The sequence below is a fragment of the Actinocorallia herbida genome, from assembly GCF_003751225.1.
In the GTDB taxonomy this organism is placed as follows: Bacteria; Actinomycetota; Actinomycetes; order Streptosporangiales; family Streptosporangiaceae; genus Actinocorallia; species Actinocorallia herbida.
In genome coordinates this window covers 309,822-325,026 of record NZ_RJKE01000001.1, presented here as the reverse complement: position 1 = coordinate 325,026, position 15,205 = coordinate 309,822, and the positions used below count along the sequence as shown (strand labels likewise).

The 15,205-nt window shown below is 72.1% G+C and carries 15 protein-coding genes; 8 read left to right on the top strand and 7 right to left on the bottom strand.

The features are described from left to right. The first annotated feature begins 33 nt into the window (after positions 1-33). Entirely contained in the window at positions 34-261 is a 228-nt protein-coding gene (locus EDD29_RS01745; protein ID WP_123670208.1) for an EF-hand domain-containing protein, read from the top strand. 18 nt (positions 262-279) lie between these two features. On the opposite strand, the gene rraA is transcribed toward EDD29_RS01745, so the two are convergent. Both rraA and rocD read right to left on the bottom strand, forming a co-directional pair. Beyond that, positions 280-762, bottom strand: coding sequence for a ribonuclease E activity regulator RraA (rraA, locus tag EDD29_RS01740; protein ID WP_123661838.1), 483 nt, complete (start codon positions 760-762; stop codon positions 280-282). Positions 763-829: 67 nt separating this feature from the next. After that, on the bottom strand, positions 830-2,020 hold the full coding sequence (gene rocD, locus EDD29_RS01735; RefSeq protein WP_123661837.1) for an ornithine--oxo-acid transaminase: 1,191 nt from the start codon (positions 2,018-2,020) through the stop codon (positions 830-832). A 67-nt stretch (positions 2,021-2,087) separates the two neighbouring features. On the opposite strand from rocD, the gene EDD29_RS01730 reads away from it, so the two are divergent. Beyond that, the gene (locus EDD29_RS01730) at positions 2,088-2,525 is read left to right on the top strand and encodes an Lrp/AsnC family transcriptional regulator (protein ID WP_123661836.1); all 438 of its coding nucleotides are present in this window, start codon (positions 2,088-2,090) and stop codon (positions 2,523-2,525) included. A 7-nt stretch (positions 2,526-2,532) separates the two neighbouring features. On the opposite strand, the gene EDD29_RS01725 is transcribed toward EDD29_RS01730, so the two are convergent. From EDD29_RS01725 to mshB, 3 genes are read right to left on the bottom strand one after another with little or no spacing between them, the layout of a single operon-like run. Further along, positions 2,533-3,027, bottom strand: coding sequence for a flavin reductase family protein (locus EDD29_RS01725; protein WP_123661835.1), 495 nt, complete (start codon positions 3,025-3,027; stop codon positions 2,533-2,535). Beyond that, positions 3,005-3,424 carry a DUF6113 family protein gene (locus EDD29_RS01720; RefSeq protein ID WP_170201251.1) on the bottom strand — a complete coding sequence of 140 codons (420 nt, stop codon included), beginning with the start codon at positions 3,422-3,424 and terminating at the stop codon, positions 3,005-3,007. The genes EDD29_RS01725 and EDD29_RS01720 overlap by 23 nt, the downstream gene beginning before the upstream one ends. Before the next feature lie 6 nt (positions 3,425-3,430). After that, positions 3,431-4,282, bottom strand: a complete 852-nt coding sequence (mshB, locus tag EDD29_RS01715; RefSeq protein ID WP_123661833.1) for an N-acetyl-1-D-myo-inositol-2-amino-2-deoxy-alpha-D-glucopyranoside deacetylase — start codon at positions 4,280-4,282, stop codon at positions 3,431-3,433. A 156-nt stretch (positions 4,283-4,438) separates the two neighbouring features. Here mshB and EDD29_RS01710 point away from each other — a divergent pair, with 156 nt between their 5' ends. Together EDD29_RS01710 and EDD29_RS01705 are read left to right on the top strand one after the other, a co-directional pair. Next, complete coding sequence (locus EDD29_RS01710) at positions 4,439-6,247, top strand: ABC transporter transmembrane domain-containing protein (RefSeq protein WP_123661832.1); 1,809 nt, start codon at positions 4,439-4,441, stop codon at positions 6,245-6,247. Then, a complete protein-coding gene (locus EDD29_RS01705) occupies positions 6,244-7,950 on the top strand; it encodes an ABC transporter ATP-binding protein (protein WP_246052455.1) in 1,707 nt (568 codons plus the stop codon). The genes EDD29_RS01710 and EDD29_RS01705 overlap by 4 nt, the downstream gene beginning before the upstream one ends. 13 nt (positions 7,951-7,963) lie before the next feature. On the opposite strand, the gene EDD29_RS01700 is transcribed toward EDD29_RS01705, so the two are convergent. After that, positions 7,964-8,914 carry a LysR family transcriptional regulator gene (locus EDD29_RS01700; protein WP_123670206.1) on the bottom strand — a complete coding sequence of 317 codons (951 nt, stop codon included), beginning with the start codon at positions 8,912-8,914 and terminating at the stop codon, positions 7,964-7,966. Positions 8,915-9,024: 110 nt separating this feature from the next. Here EDD29_RS01700 and EDD29_RS01695 point away from each other — a divergent pair, with 110 nt between their 5' ends. Then, positions 9,025-11,094, top strand: coding sequence for a S9 family peptidase (locus tag EDD29_RS01695; RefSeq protein ID WP_123661831.1), 2,070 nt, complete (start codon positions 9,025-9,027; stop codon positions 11,092-11,094). Between the two features lie 18 nt (positions 11,095-11,112). Here the strand turns inward: EDD29_RS01695 and EDD29_RS01690 are convergent, their stop codons facing one another. Then, the gene (locus tag EDD29_RS01690) at positions 11,113-11,736 is read right to left on the bottom strand and encodes a TetR/AcrR family transcriptional regulator (protein ID WP_123661830.1); all 624 of its coding nucleotides are present in this window, start codon (positions 11,734-11,736) and stop codon (positions 11,113-11,115) included. A 66-nt stretch (positions 11,737-11,802) separates the two neighbouring features. On the opposite strand from EDD29_RS01690, the gene EDD29_RS01685 reads away from it, so the two are divergent. The 3 genes from EDD29_RS01685 to EDD29_RS01675 all read left to right on the top strand — a co-directional run bounded on the left by EDD29_RS01685 (position 11,803) and on the right by EDD29_RS01675 (position 15,194). Continuing rightward, positions 11,803-12,354, top strand: a complete 552-nt coding sequence (locus EDD29_RS01685) for a peroxiredoxin-like family protein (RefSeq protein WP_123661829.1) — start codon at positions 11,803-11,805, stop codon at positions 12,352-12,354. Positions 12,355-12,546: 192 nt separating this feature from the next. Continuing rightward, complete coding sequence (locus tag EDD29_RS01680) at positions 12,547-13,236, top strand: succinate dehydrogenase cytochrome b subunit (protein ID WP_281280832.1); 690 nt, start codon at positions 12,547-12,549, stop codon at positions 13,234-13,236. Beyond that, positions 13,236-15,194, top strand: coding sequence for a fumarate reductase/succinate dehydrogenase flavoprotein subunit (locus tag EDD29_RS01675; RefSeq protein ID WP_123661827.1), 1,959 nt, complete (start codon positions 13,236-13,238; stop codon positions 15,192-15,194). The genes EDD29_RS01680 and EDD29_RS01675 overlap by 1 nt, the downstream gene beginning before the upstream one ends. The last annotated feature ends 11 nt before the right edge of the window (positions 15,195-15,205 follow it).

Here is a 15,205-nt window from a genome sequence, read left to right as displayed (position 1 = left end):
CGGTCCTCTGACGGATTCGATACCGTGCGGCACGTGACGAACGAGATCAATGCAGGCGAGTACCAGGCGACCTTCAACCTCATCGACGCCGACGGCGACGGCTTCATCGACGTCGGCGAGCTCGGCAACCTCATGCGCGCGCTCGGGAAGGAGGCGAGCACGTCCCGGGTGGTGGAGGTGATGGTCCAGGCCGACCTCAGCCAAGACGGGAGGATGACGCTCGGCGAGTTCGCCGCCTTCATGGCCAAGGCGAACGTCTGACGGGCCCGCCCCGGAGGATCAGGCGAGGACGTCCCGGTCGGCGATGACGATGCCGTCGGCGTCGCTGTAGAGCCACGCGCCGGGTTTGAACTCGACCCCGCCGAACTCCACGGGGACGTCGGTCTCGCCGACGGCGTCCTTGGCGCTCTTGCGCGGGTTGGATCCGAGCGCCTTGACGCCGAGGGGCAGCGTGGCGAGGGTCGCGGCGTCCCGGACGGCGCCGTAGATGACGACGCCGGACCAGCCGTTGTCGACGGCGGCCTTCGCGATGAGGTCGCCGCAGAGGGCGGACGCGAGGGACGCGCCCCCGTCCACGACGAGGACGCGGCCCTCGCCCGGCGAGTTCAGCGTCCGCTTCACGAGTCCGTTGTCGCGGAAGCAGCGGATCGTGGTGATCTGCCCGGAGAACGAGGACTTGCCGCCGTACTGGCGGAACTGGGTCTCGCAGCTCTGGAGTTCGGCGTCGAAGTCGTCGATGAGGTCGGCCGTCGCGAAGGTCATGGCGGCATCGTAAGCAATGGCCCGCGGCCGGGTTACCGGCGGGTACCCGGGCCTGCCGGGAGCCGCGTCAGTGCTCGCCGAGCGCGGTGCGCACCTGCTCCAGCGACCAGTCGAGCTCCTCGCGGGTGATGGTCAGGGGCGGCGCGAGGCGGATCGTGGTCTCGTGGGTCTCCTTGGCCAGGACGCCGAGCTCCATCAGCCGCTCGGAGATCGGCCTCGCCTTGCGGTCGAGGTGCAGGCCCGCCCACAGGCCGCGGCCCGAGACGTAGGAGACGCCGGACAGCTCGGCGAGGCGCGCGTGCATGTAGGCGCCGAGTTCCTTGGAGTGCCGCTGGTGGGTGCCCTCGTTCAGCATGGCGACGACCTCGCGGCCGATCGCGCAGGCGAGCGGGTTGCCGCCGAAGGTGGAGCCGTGCTGGCCGGGCTGGAAGACGCCCAGGACGTCACGGTTCGCCACCACGGCGGAGACGGGCATGATGCCGCCGCCGAGGGCCTTGCCGAGGATGTAGAGGTCGGGGACGACGTCCTCGAACTGCGCGGCGAAGGTGTCGCCCGCCCGGCCGAGGCCCGCCTGGATCTCGTCGTCGATCATCAGCACGTTGGCCTCGGTGCACAATTCGCGCAACGCCCGCAGGAAGCCGCGCGGCGGCACGTTGACGCCCGCCTCGCCCTGGATCGGCTCGACGAGGACGCCGACGGTCGAGCCGTCCATCGCGGCCCGGACGGCGTCGATGTCGCCGTAGGGGACGGTGCGGAAGCCGGGGGTGTAGGGGCCGTAGTGCTCGTGCGCCTCGGGGTCGTCGGAGAAGGAGATGATCGTGGTCGTCCTGCCGTGGAAGTTCCCGGCGAACACGATGATGTTGGCCTGGTCGGCGGGCACTCCCTTGACCTCGTAACCCCACTTGCGCGCGGTCTTGATGGCCGTCTCGACGCCCTCGGCGCCGGAGTTCATGGGCAGCACCATGTCCTTGCCGCACAGCTGCGCCAGCTCGGTGACGAAGGGGCCGAACTGGTCGTGGTCGAAGGCCCGGCTGACGAGGGTGACCCGGTCGAGCTGCTCCTTGGCGCGGGCGACGAGGCGGGGGTTGCGGTGCCCGAAGTTGACCGCGGAGTACGCGGACAGCATGTCCAGGTAGCGGCGGCCGTCCGCGTCGGTCACCCAGACACCCTCGGCCTCGGCGATCACGACCGGCAGCGGGTGGTAGGTGTGCGCGGCGTGCTCGTCCGACAGGGTCCGCAGCTCAGAGGAGATCGTCATGCACCTCAGGTTAGGCTCGCCGGGGAGAGCACTCCAATGAGGAAATCGCAGCTAGAACGGCAATTCATTGCAAATTGACGATATCGACCGACGGATCCTTGCGTCGCTCATCGCCGACGCTCGAACCTCCTATTCCCGGATCGGCGCCGAGGTAGGCCTGTCGTCCCCCGCGGTCAAGCGCCGGGTCGACAGGCTGCGCGCCGAAGGGGCGATCACCGGCTACCGCGCCCTGGTCAGCCCGGAGGCGCTCGGCTGGACCACCGAGGCGTTCGTCGAGGTCTTCTGCGCGGGCGGCACCTCGGCCGCGCAGATCAAGGCGAGCATCGCCCGCCACCCCGAGGTCGTGGCCTGCTACACCGTCAGCGGCGAGCCCGACGCGCTGATCCACATCCGGGCCCGCGACATCCCGCACCTCGAGGAGACCCTGGAGCGGGTGCGGGTCGACCGGATGATCGTGCAGACGAAGACCTCGATCGTCCTGTCCCGGCTGATCGACGCGCTGTGAACCCGTCCTATTCGGGCTTGAGCGCCCGGTAGGCGCCCCGGTCGTACAGCAGCGGTCCGCCCTCCGACGGGAGGCTCACAGCCAGCACCTCGCCTACGACGATGCTGTGGTCTCCCCCGTCATGGACGGCATGGGTCCGGCACTCCAGGGCGCCGATGGCCTCGTCGAAGACCGGGGCTCCGGTGACGGCCCCGGGATGGGTCGCCCACCCGTCGAGCTGGCCCTCCAGGGGACGGCCCCGGGTCGCGAACCAGGACGAGGCGGCCTCGGAGTGCTCGCCGAGGATGGACACCGCCCAGGTCTCCCGCCCGAGCACGGTGTCGTGGAACCTCGCCTTCTTCTCGGCGCAGAACAGCACGAGGAGCGGGTCGAGGGACACCGTGGTGAAGGCGCTCATGGTCATGGCGTGCGGGACGCCCTCCACGACGGTCGTCACGATCGTGATGCCCGTGGTGAAGCGGCCGGCGACGCGGCGGAACTCAGCGGGGTCGGGAGGGATCATTCGGCAGTCCGGTGAAGAACGATGTGTGCGGCTCTGGGCTGAGCGCGATGGCGATCAGCGCGACGACCATCCCGCCGAGGAGGTAGACCACGCCGAGGATGTCCCCGCTGATCACGATGTCGCCCTCCTTGGGCCCCACCGAGAGCGCCCCCGTGACGAGCACCCACGGCACCGCGGCCACCAGGGCCCCGTACCGGGTGCCCGCGGCCCAGCCCGCGCCGAGGATCGCGAGGAACGTGCCGAGCAGGACAAAAAGGCAGGAGACCACCGGCGCCGGGCGGAAGGCGGTGTACTCGAACGCGCCGATCAGCGCCACGAGCGCGCCCCCGATGCCGAGCAGCCCGTAGAGCGCGACCTTGGCCCCGCCTTCATCGCCGTTCATCCGCCGCCCGTTCACAAAAGCTCAGGCTATCCCGCCGAACAGGTCGGACTCGCGCCCGTCCGGCCCGACCGGGCCCTTGGGGCCCGCGATCAGCGTGTAGTACTCGGTGCCGAACGCCTGCTGGCCGACGTTGTCCGACAGCGCGAAGTGCGAGCCGGCGACGGTGATCTGGGTGCGGTGCGCGGCGAGGGCGGTGAGCTTGCGGGGCAGGTAGGCGCGGGCGTCGATCGCGGTGGTCACCTGGTCGTCCGGGACGCCGTAGGCGACCTCGTCCACCGAGGCCGGGCCGCGGAAGGGCCCTCCGGCCTGGAGGACGGCCACGGACCGGGCGATCACCGAGCGGGGCATGGCCGTCGCGTAGAACTTGGCGACCTCCCAGTCGGTGCCCTGGGCCTTCTGGAAGGCGAGCCAGGCGACCCGGTGGGCCTGGATGTGGTCAGGGTGGCCGTAGTAGCCGTTGTCGTCATAGGTGACCATGACCTGCGGCCGCACGTCCCTGATCACCTCTTCGAGCTGGCTCGCGGCGACCTCGAGATCGGCCTGCCAGAACGCCTCGGACCGCTCGTTGGACGGCACCCCGGCCATCCCGGAGTCGCGCCAGCGGCCCGCGCCGCCCAGATACCTGTGGTCGGCGACGCCCAGCGCGTCGAGCGCCGCGCCCAGCTCGGTGATCCGGTAGACGCCCAGCTCGTCGCGCTGGTCGGCGCCCAGTTCGGCGAGCTCCGGCGGGATGATCTCGCCCTCCTCGCCGAGGGTGCACGTCACGAGGGTCACCTGGGCGCCTTCAGCCGCGTACCGGGCCATGGTGGCGCCCGTCCCGATCGACTCGTCGTCGGGATGGGCGTGCACGAACAGGATGCGGCGGTCGCTCATGCCATGCAGGGTAACCATCCCCACCGCCCCGGAGCCCCACCAGGGGCCGTGCCGCCCCTCACATCCAGGTGACGATCTGCGCGGGCCGCCGTGAGCGCGCGGAAACACGCGAAAAACCATTGGCGCCGTCGCCGTCCGATTACTTAACGTCGAGGGATGCGCGACCTTCCGGTACGAGATCCCGGCACGCCCGCCGACGGCGGGCCGTGGCGCTTCCTGAGCTGGCTGACCCGTGCGGAGGCGCCCGCCTTCGCGGCGACGGCCGCGTGGAGCGTCGTGGGCATGACGGCGCAGGCGCTCATGCCCGCCGCGGTGGGCAGGGCCGTCGACGAGGGGATCACCGCCCGGGACGCCGGGGCGCTCGGCGTCTGGGCCGGGGTGCTGCTCGGGCTCGGACTGCTCATGGCGGTGGCCAGGACCCTGGGGCACGTGGCGTCGGTGCGGGTGTGGCTGGGCGCCGCCTACCGCACGGTCCAGGTCGTCTCCCGGCAGGCCGGGAGACTCGGGGAGTCACTGGCTCGGCGGATCGGCTCGGGCGAGGTGATCACCGTCGGCACGGGCGACGTGGTCAAGCTCGGCTCGGTCGTCGAGGTGCTCGGCCGGGCGGTGGGCGCGGCCCTGGCGATCGGCACGGTCACCGTGGTGCTTCTTGGCATCGACCTCAGGCTCGGCCTCGTCCTGCTGCTCGGGGTGCCCGCGGTCCTCGCGCTCAGCGGACCGCTGCTCGGTCCGATCCACCGCCGCCAGAGCGAGCGGCGCGACCTCACCGGGGAGATGACGGCGACCGCGTCCGACATCGTCGCGGGGCTGCGGGTGCTGCGCGGCATCGGCGGCGAGGCCCTGTTCGAGCGGCGCTTCCGGGCGGAGTCCCAGCGGGTGCGCGAGGCCGGCACCCGGGCCGGCCGGGCCGAGGCATGGCTGAACGCCGCGGCGGTCCTGTTCCCCGGTCTGCTGCTCACGCTCGTCACCTGGCTGGGCGCCCGGTACACGGCGGCCGGCGAGATCACCGTCGGCCAGCTCGTGGCCTGCTACGGCTACGCGGCGTTCCTCGTGACGCCGCTCTGGGTGCTGGGCGAGGCCGCCGGGCACCTCACCAGGGGCCATGTGGCCGCGGCCCGGGTCGTGCGGATCCTGCGGATGACGCCGGATCACCCGGGCGACGGCGTGCGCGAGCCGAGCGGGGGCGAGCTCGCCGATGACGCCTCGGGGCTGCGGATCCGGCCCGGCCTGCTCACCGCGGTGGTGGCCGGGCAGGAGGCGGGCGCGCTCGCCGACAGGCTGGCGGGCTATACCGGCGAATCGGGCGTCACCTATGGCGGTGTGCCTTTGGCCGAGCTGGCGGGCCTGCGCCGTCGCATCCTCTACGCGGCAGAAGGGGACGTGCTCTTCACCGGCCCGCTGCGGGCGGAACTGCTGCCGGAGGGCCCGGACGAGCGGATCGCCTCGGCCGTGCGGGCCGCCTCGGCCGACGACGTGCTCGCCGAGGCGGGCGGGCTCGCCGAGGGCACGGTGGCCGAAGCCGGACGCGAGTTCTCCGGCGGGCAGCGCCAAAGGCTGCGGCTCGCCCGCGCGCTCGCGGCCGACGCCGAGGTGCTCTTGCTGGTCGAGCCGACCAGCGCGGTCGACGCGCACACCGAGGCGGCGATCGCTGAGCGGCTCGCGGCGCACCGCGCGGGCCGCACGACCGTGGTGTTCACCGGGAGCCCGCTGGTGCTCGCCGCGGCCGACCACGTGGTGCACGTCCAGCGCGGCAAGGTCGCCGCCGAGGGCGGGCACGCCGACCTGATGGCCGAGGCGCCCGGATACCGGGCCGCCGTGACCCGGCAGTTAGGCGGCCCCGGCATTCCGGACGAGTACGGGCCGAACGAACGCGTGCCTGCCGAGAACGTGCCGGAAGAAGGCGCGCCGGACGAAAGCGTGCTGGAGGAGAACGTGCCGAACGAGCGGGAGGGGGATCCGGCGTGAAGCTGCCCATCGCGAGCGCGGACCAGGCCAAGGCCTACGCCAGGCGGCTGGTGCTGCGCCATCCGCGTGCGCTGGCCGCCACCGTGGCGCTGCACGCCCTGGCGACGGTCTCGGGCCTCGCCGTGCCGTGGCTGTTCGCCCAGCTCGTGCAGGACCCGGGCCGCCGGATCGACCTGCTGGCCGCGGGCATCGCCGCCTTCACGGTGGTCCAGGCGCTGCTCACCAGGGCCGCGTTCGCGGCGTCGGCGGCCCTGGGCGAACGGGTGCTGGCCGATCTGCGCGAGGAGTTCGTCGAGCGGTCCCTGCGGCTGCCCCTGGCGACGGTGGAGCGGGCCGGGACCGGGGACCTCCTCGCCCGCTCGACCCGCGACGTCGACCTGCTGGAGTCCGCGGTCCGCGAGGCGGTCCCGCACGTCCTGGTCTCCGGCGTCACCGTGGTGCTCACCGCGGGGGCGCTGGCGCTGACCGCGCCGGTCCTGCTGCTGCCGACGCTCGCCGTGGCGCCACTGCTGTGGCTGTCCACCCGCTGGTACCTCAGGCGCGCGCTGAACGCCTACCTCGCCGAGGACGAGCGGTGGGCCGAGCTGATCGAGGCGTTCTCCGAGACCGTCACCGGCGCGAGGACCGTCGCGGCCCTGGGGCGCGAGGAGCAGCGCCGCGTCCTCACCGACGCCCGCATCGGCGCGAGCTGGGCCGCGGAGAAGTACTCGCTCGGCCTGCGCAACCGCTGGAACCCCACGCTGGAGCTGAGCTACGTGCTGCCGGTCGTCGGCACCCTGCTGCTCGGCGGGCTGCTGTACCTGCACGGGCACGCCTCGCTGGCCCAGGTGACCGCCGCGACCCTGTACGTGCAGCAGCTCGGATATCCGCTGAACGTCCTGCTCATCCAGCTCGACGAGCTCCAGCTCGGCGGGGCGTCCCTGGCCCGGCTGCTGGGGGTCGCCGAGGTGCCCGCCGACCGCTCCCCCGGCGGCGCGGACCCGTCGGGGCCCGAGCTGTCGGCGCGCGACGTGCGCTACGCCTACGCCGAGCGGGACGTGCTGCACGGCGTCGACCTCGACCTGGTGCCCGGTGAGCGGCTCGCCGTCGTCGGGCCGTCGGGGGCGGGCAAGTCGACGCTCGGGCGGTTGCTCGCGGGCATCGACGGGCCGCGCACCGGCGCGGTGACGCTCGGCGCGGTCCCGCTGACCGAACTGCCGCTGGACGAGCTGCGGCGGCGGATCTCGCTGGTCACCCAGGAACACCATGTCTTCCGGGCCACCCTGCGGGAGAACCTCGCACTCGTCAGGGAGGCGCCGGACGCCGAGCTGCTGGCGGCGCTGGAGGCCGTCGGCTGGACCGGCCCCGACCTGGACACCGTCGTCGGGTCCGGCGGCGCCGCGCTCACCCCGGCCGAGGCGCAGCGCCTCGCGCTGGCCCGGCTGGTGCTGGCCGACCCGCACACCCTGATCCTGGACGAGGCGACCTCGCTCATCGACCCGCGCACCGCACGCGGCCTCGAACGATCGCTCGCCGCGGTGCTGCACGGCAGGACCGTCGTGGCGATCGCGCACCGGCTGCACACCGCGCACGACGCCGACCGGGTCGCCGTGGTCGAGGACGGCAGGATCACCGAACTCGGCACCCACGACGAACTCGTCAGCCGGGGAGGCTCCTACGCGGCCCTGTGGGCCACCTGGAACCGCTTATCCGGACGGCGCTGATGGGCCAGTGACGTCAGGTCAGGTGTCTGACGCCGGGCGGCAGGGACCCGTCGCGTGCGGCGTCCGTGAGGTAGCCCTCCAGCGTCTCGCGGAACGCCCGCGCGGCGTGGGTCGGCGCGACGTCCTTGCGGTGCGCGATGGCGATCGTGCGCTCCAGGCCCGGCCGGTCGGCGGGGCTGCCGCCCTCGCCCGGCGACAGCGGCACCCCGCGCAGCCCGGGACGGCCCGCCAGGACCATGCTCGGCACCACCGCGATCCCCAGGCCCGCCTCGACGAACCGCAGCACCGCGTCCATCTCGCCGCCCTCCACCGCGTAGCGGGGCTCGAACCCGGCCTGGCGGCACGCGGCGATGGTGGAGTCGCGCAGGTCGTAGCCGACCCGGAACATGACGAGGTCCCGGCCGTGCAGGTCCTCCACCGACATCGGGGAGCGGCGCGGCCGCTGGTCCGACGGCATCGCCACCACCAGGTGCTCGCGCAGGATCGGGGTGGTCACCAGCGGCGTGTCGTCGGCCAGGGGCAGGATGACCAGGGCGATGTCGAGGGAGCCGCGGGTCAGATCCCGCACGAGGTCCCGCGAGCCGCCCTCCTCCACGGTCAGGTCGATGCCGGGGTAGGCGTCGTGGAAGCGGCGCAGCGCGTCGGCGAGCAGGCCCGCGCACAGCGACGGGGTCGCGCCCAGCCGGACCCTGCCCCGCACCAGCCCGGCCAGTTCCCTGACCTCGAGGCGGGCGGTGTCGACGTCGGCGAGGATCCGCTTGGCCAGCGGCAGCAGCACGTCGCCGGCCGGGGTCAGCGTGATGTTCCCGCGCGCCCGGCTGAACAGCGGCGCCCCCAGCTCCTTCTCCAGCGCGCGGATCTGCTTGGACAGCGAAGGCTGGGCGATGCCGAGCGACTCGGCCGCCTGCGTGAAGTGGCGGATCTCCGCCACCGCGACGAAGTAGGCCAGCTGCTGCAACTGCACACCGGCCATTGTTCCGCACTCCTTGTTCCCCGGGGGGCGGCCCGCCGCGCCGCGGGCCCGGGCCCGCGGGCCGGACGAGGCCCGGTGATCGAGACGCTTAGGCTAAGCGCATGACGATGAGCTTCCCGCGCCAGAGTGCCAGGACCCGCAGGTTCACCCTGGGAGCGCCCCGCGGCGCCACCGTCGCGCCGGACGGATCGTCGGTGGTCTTCCTGCGGAGCAAGGACGGCACGGACCCCGTCACCTGCCTGTGGCGGCTGGATCCGGCCACCGGCGAGGAGGTCCTGCTCGCCGACCCCGCGCAGCTCGCCATCGACGAGAGCGACCTGCCCGCCGAGGAGCGGGCGCGGCGCGAGCGGGCCCGCGAGTCGGCGGGCGGCATCGTCTCCTACAGCACCGACGAGAACGCCGGGATCGCGGCGTTCACCCTCGGCGGCCAGCTGTTCACCTGCGACCTGGCCACCGGGACGGTCAAGCAGCTCCCGGCCGTCACGCCGGTCTTCGGACCGCGCCTCGACCCGCGCGGCGCCCGGATCGCCTACGTCGCCGGGCGGTCCCTGCACGTCATCGACGTCGCCTCGGGCACCGACACCGTGGTCGCCCGGTCGGAGAGCGAGCAGGTCTCCTACGGTCTCGCGGAGTTCATCGCGGCCGAGGAGATGGGCCGTATGCGCGGCTTCTGGTGGTCGCCGAAGGGCGACGCCCTGCTCGTGGCCCGGGTGGACGAGACCCCCGTGCACCGCTGGCACATCGCCGACCCCGCGCACCCCGAGCGGCCCGCCCAGGTCGTCGCCTACCCGGCGGCCGGGACGCCGAACGCGATCGTCTCGCTGGTGATCGTCGGCGCCGACGGCGAGCGCAAGGCCACGGTCGACTGGGACCGCGGCATGTACCCCTACCTCGTCACCGTCTCCTGGGACGCGCGCGGCCCGCTCATCGTCGTGCAGACCCGCGACCAGCGGACCCTGCGGGTGCTCGGCGTCGACGTGCTCGGCGGCCAGACGACCGTGGTGCAGAACGCGCACGACGCGGCCTGGCTGGAGATCGTCGGGGGCGTCCCGGCACGGACCGGCTCCGGAGCGCTGGTCTGGACGATCGACGACGACCACACCCGGCGGCTGACCGTCGCGGGCGAGCCGGTGACCCCGGCCGGCCTCCAGGTCCGGGCGGTCCTGGACGTCACCGGGGAGTCGGTGCTGTTCACCGCCTCGGAGGAGCCGACCGAGGTGCACGTCTGGGAGTACTCCCCCGAGGGCCTGACCCGGCTCACCGAGGGCCGCGGCGTGTTCTCCGCGGTGCGGGCGGGCGGCGTCGTCGTGCTGTCGGGCACCACGCTGGACTCGACGCGGGCGCGCACCTGGATCCGCGGCACCGACGTGGAGATCGCCAACCACGCCGAGGTCCCGGTGATCACCCCGAACGTCGAGATCTTCGCCGCGGGCGACCGGGAGATCCGGACCGCGGTGCTGCTGCCGAGCGGGTTCGACCCCGCGTCCGGCGAACGGCTGCCCGTCCTCATGGACCCCTACGGCGGGCCTGGCGCCCAGCGCGTCCTGGCGGCCGGGCGGGCGTTCTGCGAGGCGCAGTACCTCGCCGACCAGGGCTTCGCGGTGATCGTCGCCGACAACCGCGGCACGCCGGGCCGGGGCCCCCGCTGGGAGCGGACGATCCAGGGCGACTTCTGCGACGTCGTCCTCGAGGACCAGGTCGCGGCGCTCCAGGCGGCCGCCGAGCGGTATCCGCTGGACCTGGACCGGGTGGCGATCCGCGGCTGGTCGTTCGGCGGGTTCCTCGCGGCCCTGGCCGTCCTGCGCCGTCCCGACGTGTTCCACGCGGCGGTCGCGGGCGCGCCGGTCACCGACTGGAGCCTGTACGACACCCATTACACCGAGCGTTACCTCGGCGACCCGGGCGAGGAGCCCGACATCTACAAGACCAACTCCCTCATCGAGGACGCGCCGTCCCTGACCCGGCCACTGATGATCATCCACGGTCTCGCCGACGACAACGTGGTGGCCGCGCACACCCTGCGGCTGTCCAGCGCGCTGCTGGCCGCGGGCCGCCCGCACACCGTGCTGCCGCTGTCGGGGGTCACCCACATGACGCCGCAGGAGATCGTCGCCGAGAACCTCCTGCACCTCCAGGTCGCCTTCCTGAAGGAGTCCCTGCCCTCGGCCTGAGCCGATCCGGCCGGGTCGTCACCGCGGCGGCGATCCGGCCAGCCCGTCCAGCCCGTCCAGCAGGGCGGCGAGGCCGCGTCCGAATTCGGCGCCGGGCGGAAGGGCCAGCGCGTCCCGTGCGGTGGCGGCGAGCAGCGGGAACCCCGTCAGCTCGGCCATCCGGCGGGTGCTCCGGCCCTCCAGCGGCCCCCGGTGCTCCAGCTCGATCGCGCCGACGAGGTAGGCGACGAGCGCGCGCAGCGCCACGACCCTGTCCTCCCCCGCGAAACCCGCCCCGGTCAGCACTTCGAGGACCGACTCGCTCCAGCGGGCCAGCGCGGGCGAGCCGTCGCGGTGGGCCGCGGTGAGCGGCAGGGCGTTCGGGTGCAGCGCGACGGCGGCGCGCACCCGTCCGGCCAGGACCGCGACGCGTTCCCGCCACGGGCCGTCGGGCGTCGCGGTGTCCACGTCCGCCAGCACCCGTTCGACGACGAGTTCCTCGAGTTCCGCCCGGTCGGCGACGTACCGGTAGAGCGACATCGTCCCCATGCCCAGGCGGGCGGCGACGGCCTTCATGGTCAGCGCGGCGAGCCCTTCCGCGTCGATGACGGCGAGCGCCGCCTCGGCGATCCGGGCGGGCGTGAGCGATCGGGGCCTCGGCACCCTTGACAGCGTAGGGCATACGCCTAAACTCGTAAGCGTATGACATACGCCTACAGGAGGTACCCCATGACCGTCACCGAGCAGAGCATCATCGCGTCGCGCGCACTGGAGACCGTGACGGGCGAGCCGGTATCCGTCCCCGACCCCGGCGGCCTCCTTCACCTCCAGTTCCGCAGGTTCGCGGGGTGCCCGATCTGCAACGTGCACCTGCGGTCGTTCGCCCGGCGGTACGCCGAGATCCGGGCCGCGGGCGTCACCGAGGTCGCGGTGTTCCACGCCCCCGCGGCCGAACTCGCGCCGCACGTGGCGGACCTGCCCTTCGCCGTGGTGCCCGACCCGGCCCGACGGCTGTACGTTGAGTTCGGGGTGGAGAGCTCCCCGAGGGCACTGCTCGACCCGCGCGTCTGGCCCGGGATCATCCGGGCGGTGGCCGCCGAACTGCCGCGGGCGCTGCGCGGCAAGGCGAAGTTCCCGGACCGGCGCCCCACCGGCGGACGGCTCGGGCTCCCCGGCGACTTCCTCATCGCCCCCGACGGCAGGGTGCTCGCCGGCCGGATCGGCGCCCATGCCGACGACCAGTGGAGCGCCGACGAGCTGCTTCACCTGGCCCGACGTTGACCACTATGACTCGTAGTACTACGCTGCGTAGAGCACCAAAAAGGTTCCGCCACGCTCTGTGAGTTCCATCACCGCCCCGGTGGCCGCGAACCGCCGAAAGGCCCCCGGGCAAGGAACCATAGCCTCAGGCTATCGAAACTAGACGTTCGATGACTTGGACGAACCGTTGTCGCATTTGTACGGTTCCGAACCGTGGCTATTGCGTCGATCCCCGCTCTCTACCGCTCTTCGGTAGGCAAAAAAGCGATCATGGCCGTCACAGGCGCGTTCATGGTCCTCTTCCTCATTGGTCATATGGTCGGGAACCTGAAGATCTTCTTCGGCCTCGAAGAATTCAACGGTTACGCCGCCTGGCTCCGCACGATCGGGGAACCGGCACTCCACCACGAGTGGTTCCTGTGGATCCTGCGCCTCGCGCTGGTCGCCGCCGTCGTGCTGCACTTCAGCACCGCCGCCGAGCTGACCGTCCGCGCCAAGCGCGCCCGGCCGGTGAAGTACCAGCACCGCGGCCCGGTGAACGGCTCCTACGCCGCGCGCACCATGCGCTGGGGCGGAGTCATCGTCCTTCTCTTCATCATCTGGCACATCCTCGACCTGACCGTCGGCGTCGCGAACCCGAACGGCGTGCACGGCGAGGCCTACCAGAACGTGGTGGCCGGCTTCGCCCCCGACCGCTGGTGGGTGACGGCCTTCTACGTCGTCTCCATGATCATGCTGGGCTTCCACCTGCGGCACGGCCTCGTCAGCGCCGTGCAGACCCTCGGCCTGAAGAACCCCAAGCACGACAAGACCCTGAACGTCGTCGCGACCGGCTTCGCCGTCCTGCTCAGCATCGGCTTCCTGATCGTTCCGATTTCCGTGACCCTGGGGGTGGTCGACTAATGAGCGACGCGACCGAAGCGCTCGACCTTGAGTTCTACGGCCTCGGCGACCCCGTCGCCGACACCAAGGCCCCGGCCTCGACCCCGGTCGAGCAGCGCTGGACCAAGCGCAAGTTCGACGTGAAGCTGGTCAACCCGGCCAACAAGCGCAAGAAGACCGTCATCATCGTCGGCACCGGCCTCGCCGGCGGCTCGGCGGGCGCCACCCTGGGCGAGCTGGGCTACAAGGTCGTCCAGTTCTGCTTCCAGGACTCCCCGCGCCGCGCGCACTCCATCGCCGCGCAGGGCGGCATCAACGCCGCCAAGAACTACCGCAACGACGGCGACTCGGTGCACCGGCTGTTCTACGACACGGTCAAGGGCGGCGACTTCCGCGCCCGCGAGTCCAACGTGCACCGCCTCGCGGAGATCTCCACCCAGATCATCGACCAGTGCGTCGCGCAGGGCGTCCCCTTCGCCCGCGAGTACGGCGGCCTGCTCGACAACCGCTCCTTCGGCGGCGCGCAGGTCTCCCGCACCTTCTACGCCCGCGGCCAGACGGGTCAGCAGCTCCTGCTCGGCGCCTACCAGGCGCTGATGCGGCAGGTCGACGCGGGCAACGTCGAACTGCACGCGCGGCACGAGATGCTCGACCTGATCATGCACGAGGGCAAGGCGCGCGGCGTCGTCGTCCGCGACCTGATCAGCGGCGAGATCAAGTCCTACACCGCCGACGTCGTCATCCTCGCGACCGGTGGCTACGGCAACGTCTACTTCCTGTCGACGAACGCCATGGGCTCCAACGTCACCGCCGCCTGGCGGGCGCACAAGCACGGCGCGTACTTCGCCAACCCGTGCTACACCCAGATCCACCCGACCTGCATCCCGGTCTCCGGCGACCACCAGTCGAAGCTGACCCTGATGTCGGAGTCGCTGCGCAACGACGGCCGCGTGTGGGTGCCGAAGGAAGGCGGCGACGCCCGCCGCCCGAGCGACATCCCCGAGGACGAGCGCGACTACTACCTGGAGCGCATCTACCCGGCGTTCGGCAACCTGGTCCCGCGTGACATCGCGTCCCGCGCCGCCAAGAACGTCTGCGACGAGGGCCGCGGCGTCGGCCCCGGCGGCCTGGGCGTCTACCTGGACTTCGCCGACGCGATCGGCCGCCTCGGCCGCAAGGCCGTCGAGGCCAAGTACGACAACCTCTTCCAGATGTACGAGCGCATCACGGGCGAGAACCCCTACGAGCAGCCGATGCGCATCTACCCCGCCGTGCACTACACGATGGGCGGCCTCTGGGTCGACTACGACCTGGAGTCCACCATCCCGGGCATGTTCGTGCTCGGCGAGGCCAACTTCTCCGACCACGGCGCCAACCGCCTCGGCGCGTCCGCGCTGATGCAGGGCCTGGCCGACGGCTACTTCGTCATCCCGCAGACGGTCGGCGAGTACCTGGCCAAGAACCCGGCGACGCCCGTCCCGGACGAGACCGTCCAGGCCGCCGTCGACGGCGTCAACGCCCAGGTCGAGAAGTTCCTGTCCATCAAGGGCGACCGGACCGTCGACTCCTACCACCGCGAACTCGGCCACATCATGTGGGAGTACTGCGGCATGGAGCGCACCGACGAGGGCCTGCGCAAGGCCATCGACATGATCCGGGCGCTGCGCGAGGACTTCTGGAAGAACGTCACCGTCCCCGGCTCGGGCGACGACCTCAACCAGTCGCTGGAGAAGGCCGGCCGCGTCGCCGACTTCCTCGAGCTCGGCGAGCTCATGTGCATCGACGCGCTGCACCGCACCGAATCCTGCGGCGGCCACTTCCGGGCCGAGTCCCAGGACGAGGAAGGCGAGGCCAAGCGCGACGACGAGAACTTCTCCTACGCGGCGGCCTGGGAGTGGACCGGCGGGGCCAAGCCCGTCCTCCACAAGGAAGAACTCGTCTTCGAGTACGTCAAGCCGAGCACCCGCTCTTACAAGTAAGAGGCGCGAAG

Coding starts and splice junctions, on each gene's coding strand:
- rraA (WP_123661838.1), bottom strand. CDS start 762: ATGACCTTCGCGACGGCCGACCTCATCGACGACTTCGACGCCGAACTC.
- EDD29_RS01710 (WP_123661832.1), top strand. CDS start 4,439: ATGCGCGACCTTCCGGTACGAGATCCCGGCACGCCCGCCGACGGCGGG.
- EDD29_RS01725 (WP_123661835.1), bottom strand. CDS start 3,027: ATGATCCCTCCCGACCCCGCTGAGTTCCGCCGCGTCGCCGGCCGCTTC.
- rocD (WP_123661837.1), bottom strand. CDS start 2,020: ATGACGATCTCCTCTGAGCTGCGGACCCTGTCGGACGAGCACGCCGCG.
- EDD29_RS01695 (WP_123661831.1), top strand. CDS start 9,025: ATGACGATGAGCTTCCCGCGCCAGAGTGCCAGGACCCGCAGGTTCACC.
- mshB (WP_123661833.1), bottom strand. CDS start 4,282: ATGAGCGACCGCCGCATCCTGTTCGTGCACGCCCATCCCGACGACGAG.
- EDD29_RS01675 (WP_123661827.1), top strand. CDS start 13,236: ATGAGCGACGCGACCGAAGCGCTCGACCTTGAGTTCTACGGCCTCGGC.
- EDD29_RS01685 (WP_123661829.1), top strand. CDS start 11,803: ATGACCGTCACCGAGCAGAGCATCATCGCGTCGCGCGCACTGGAGACC.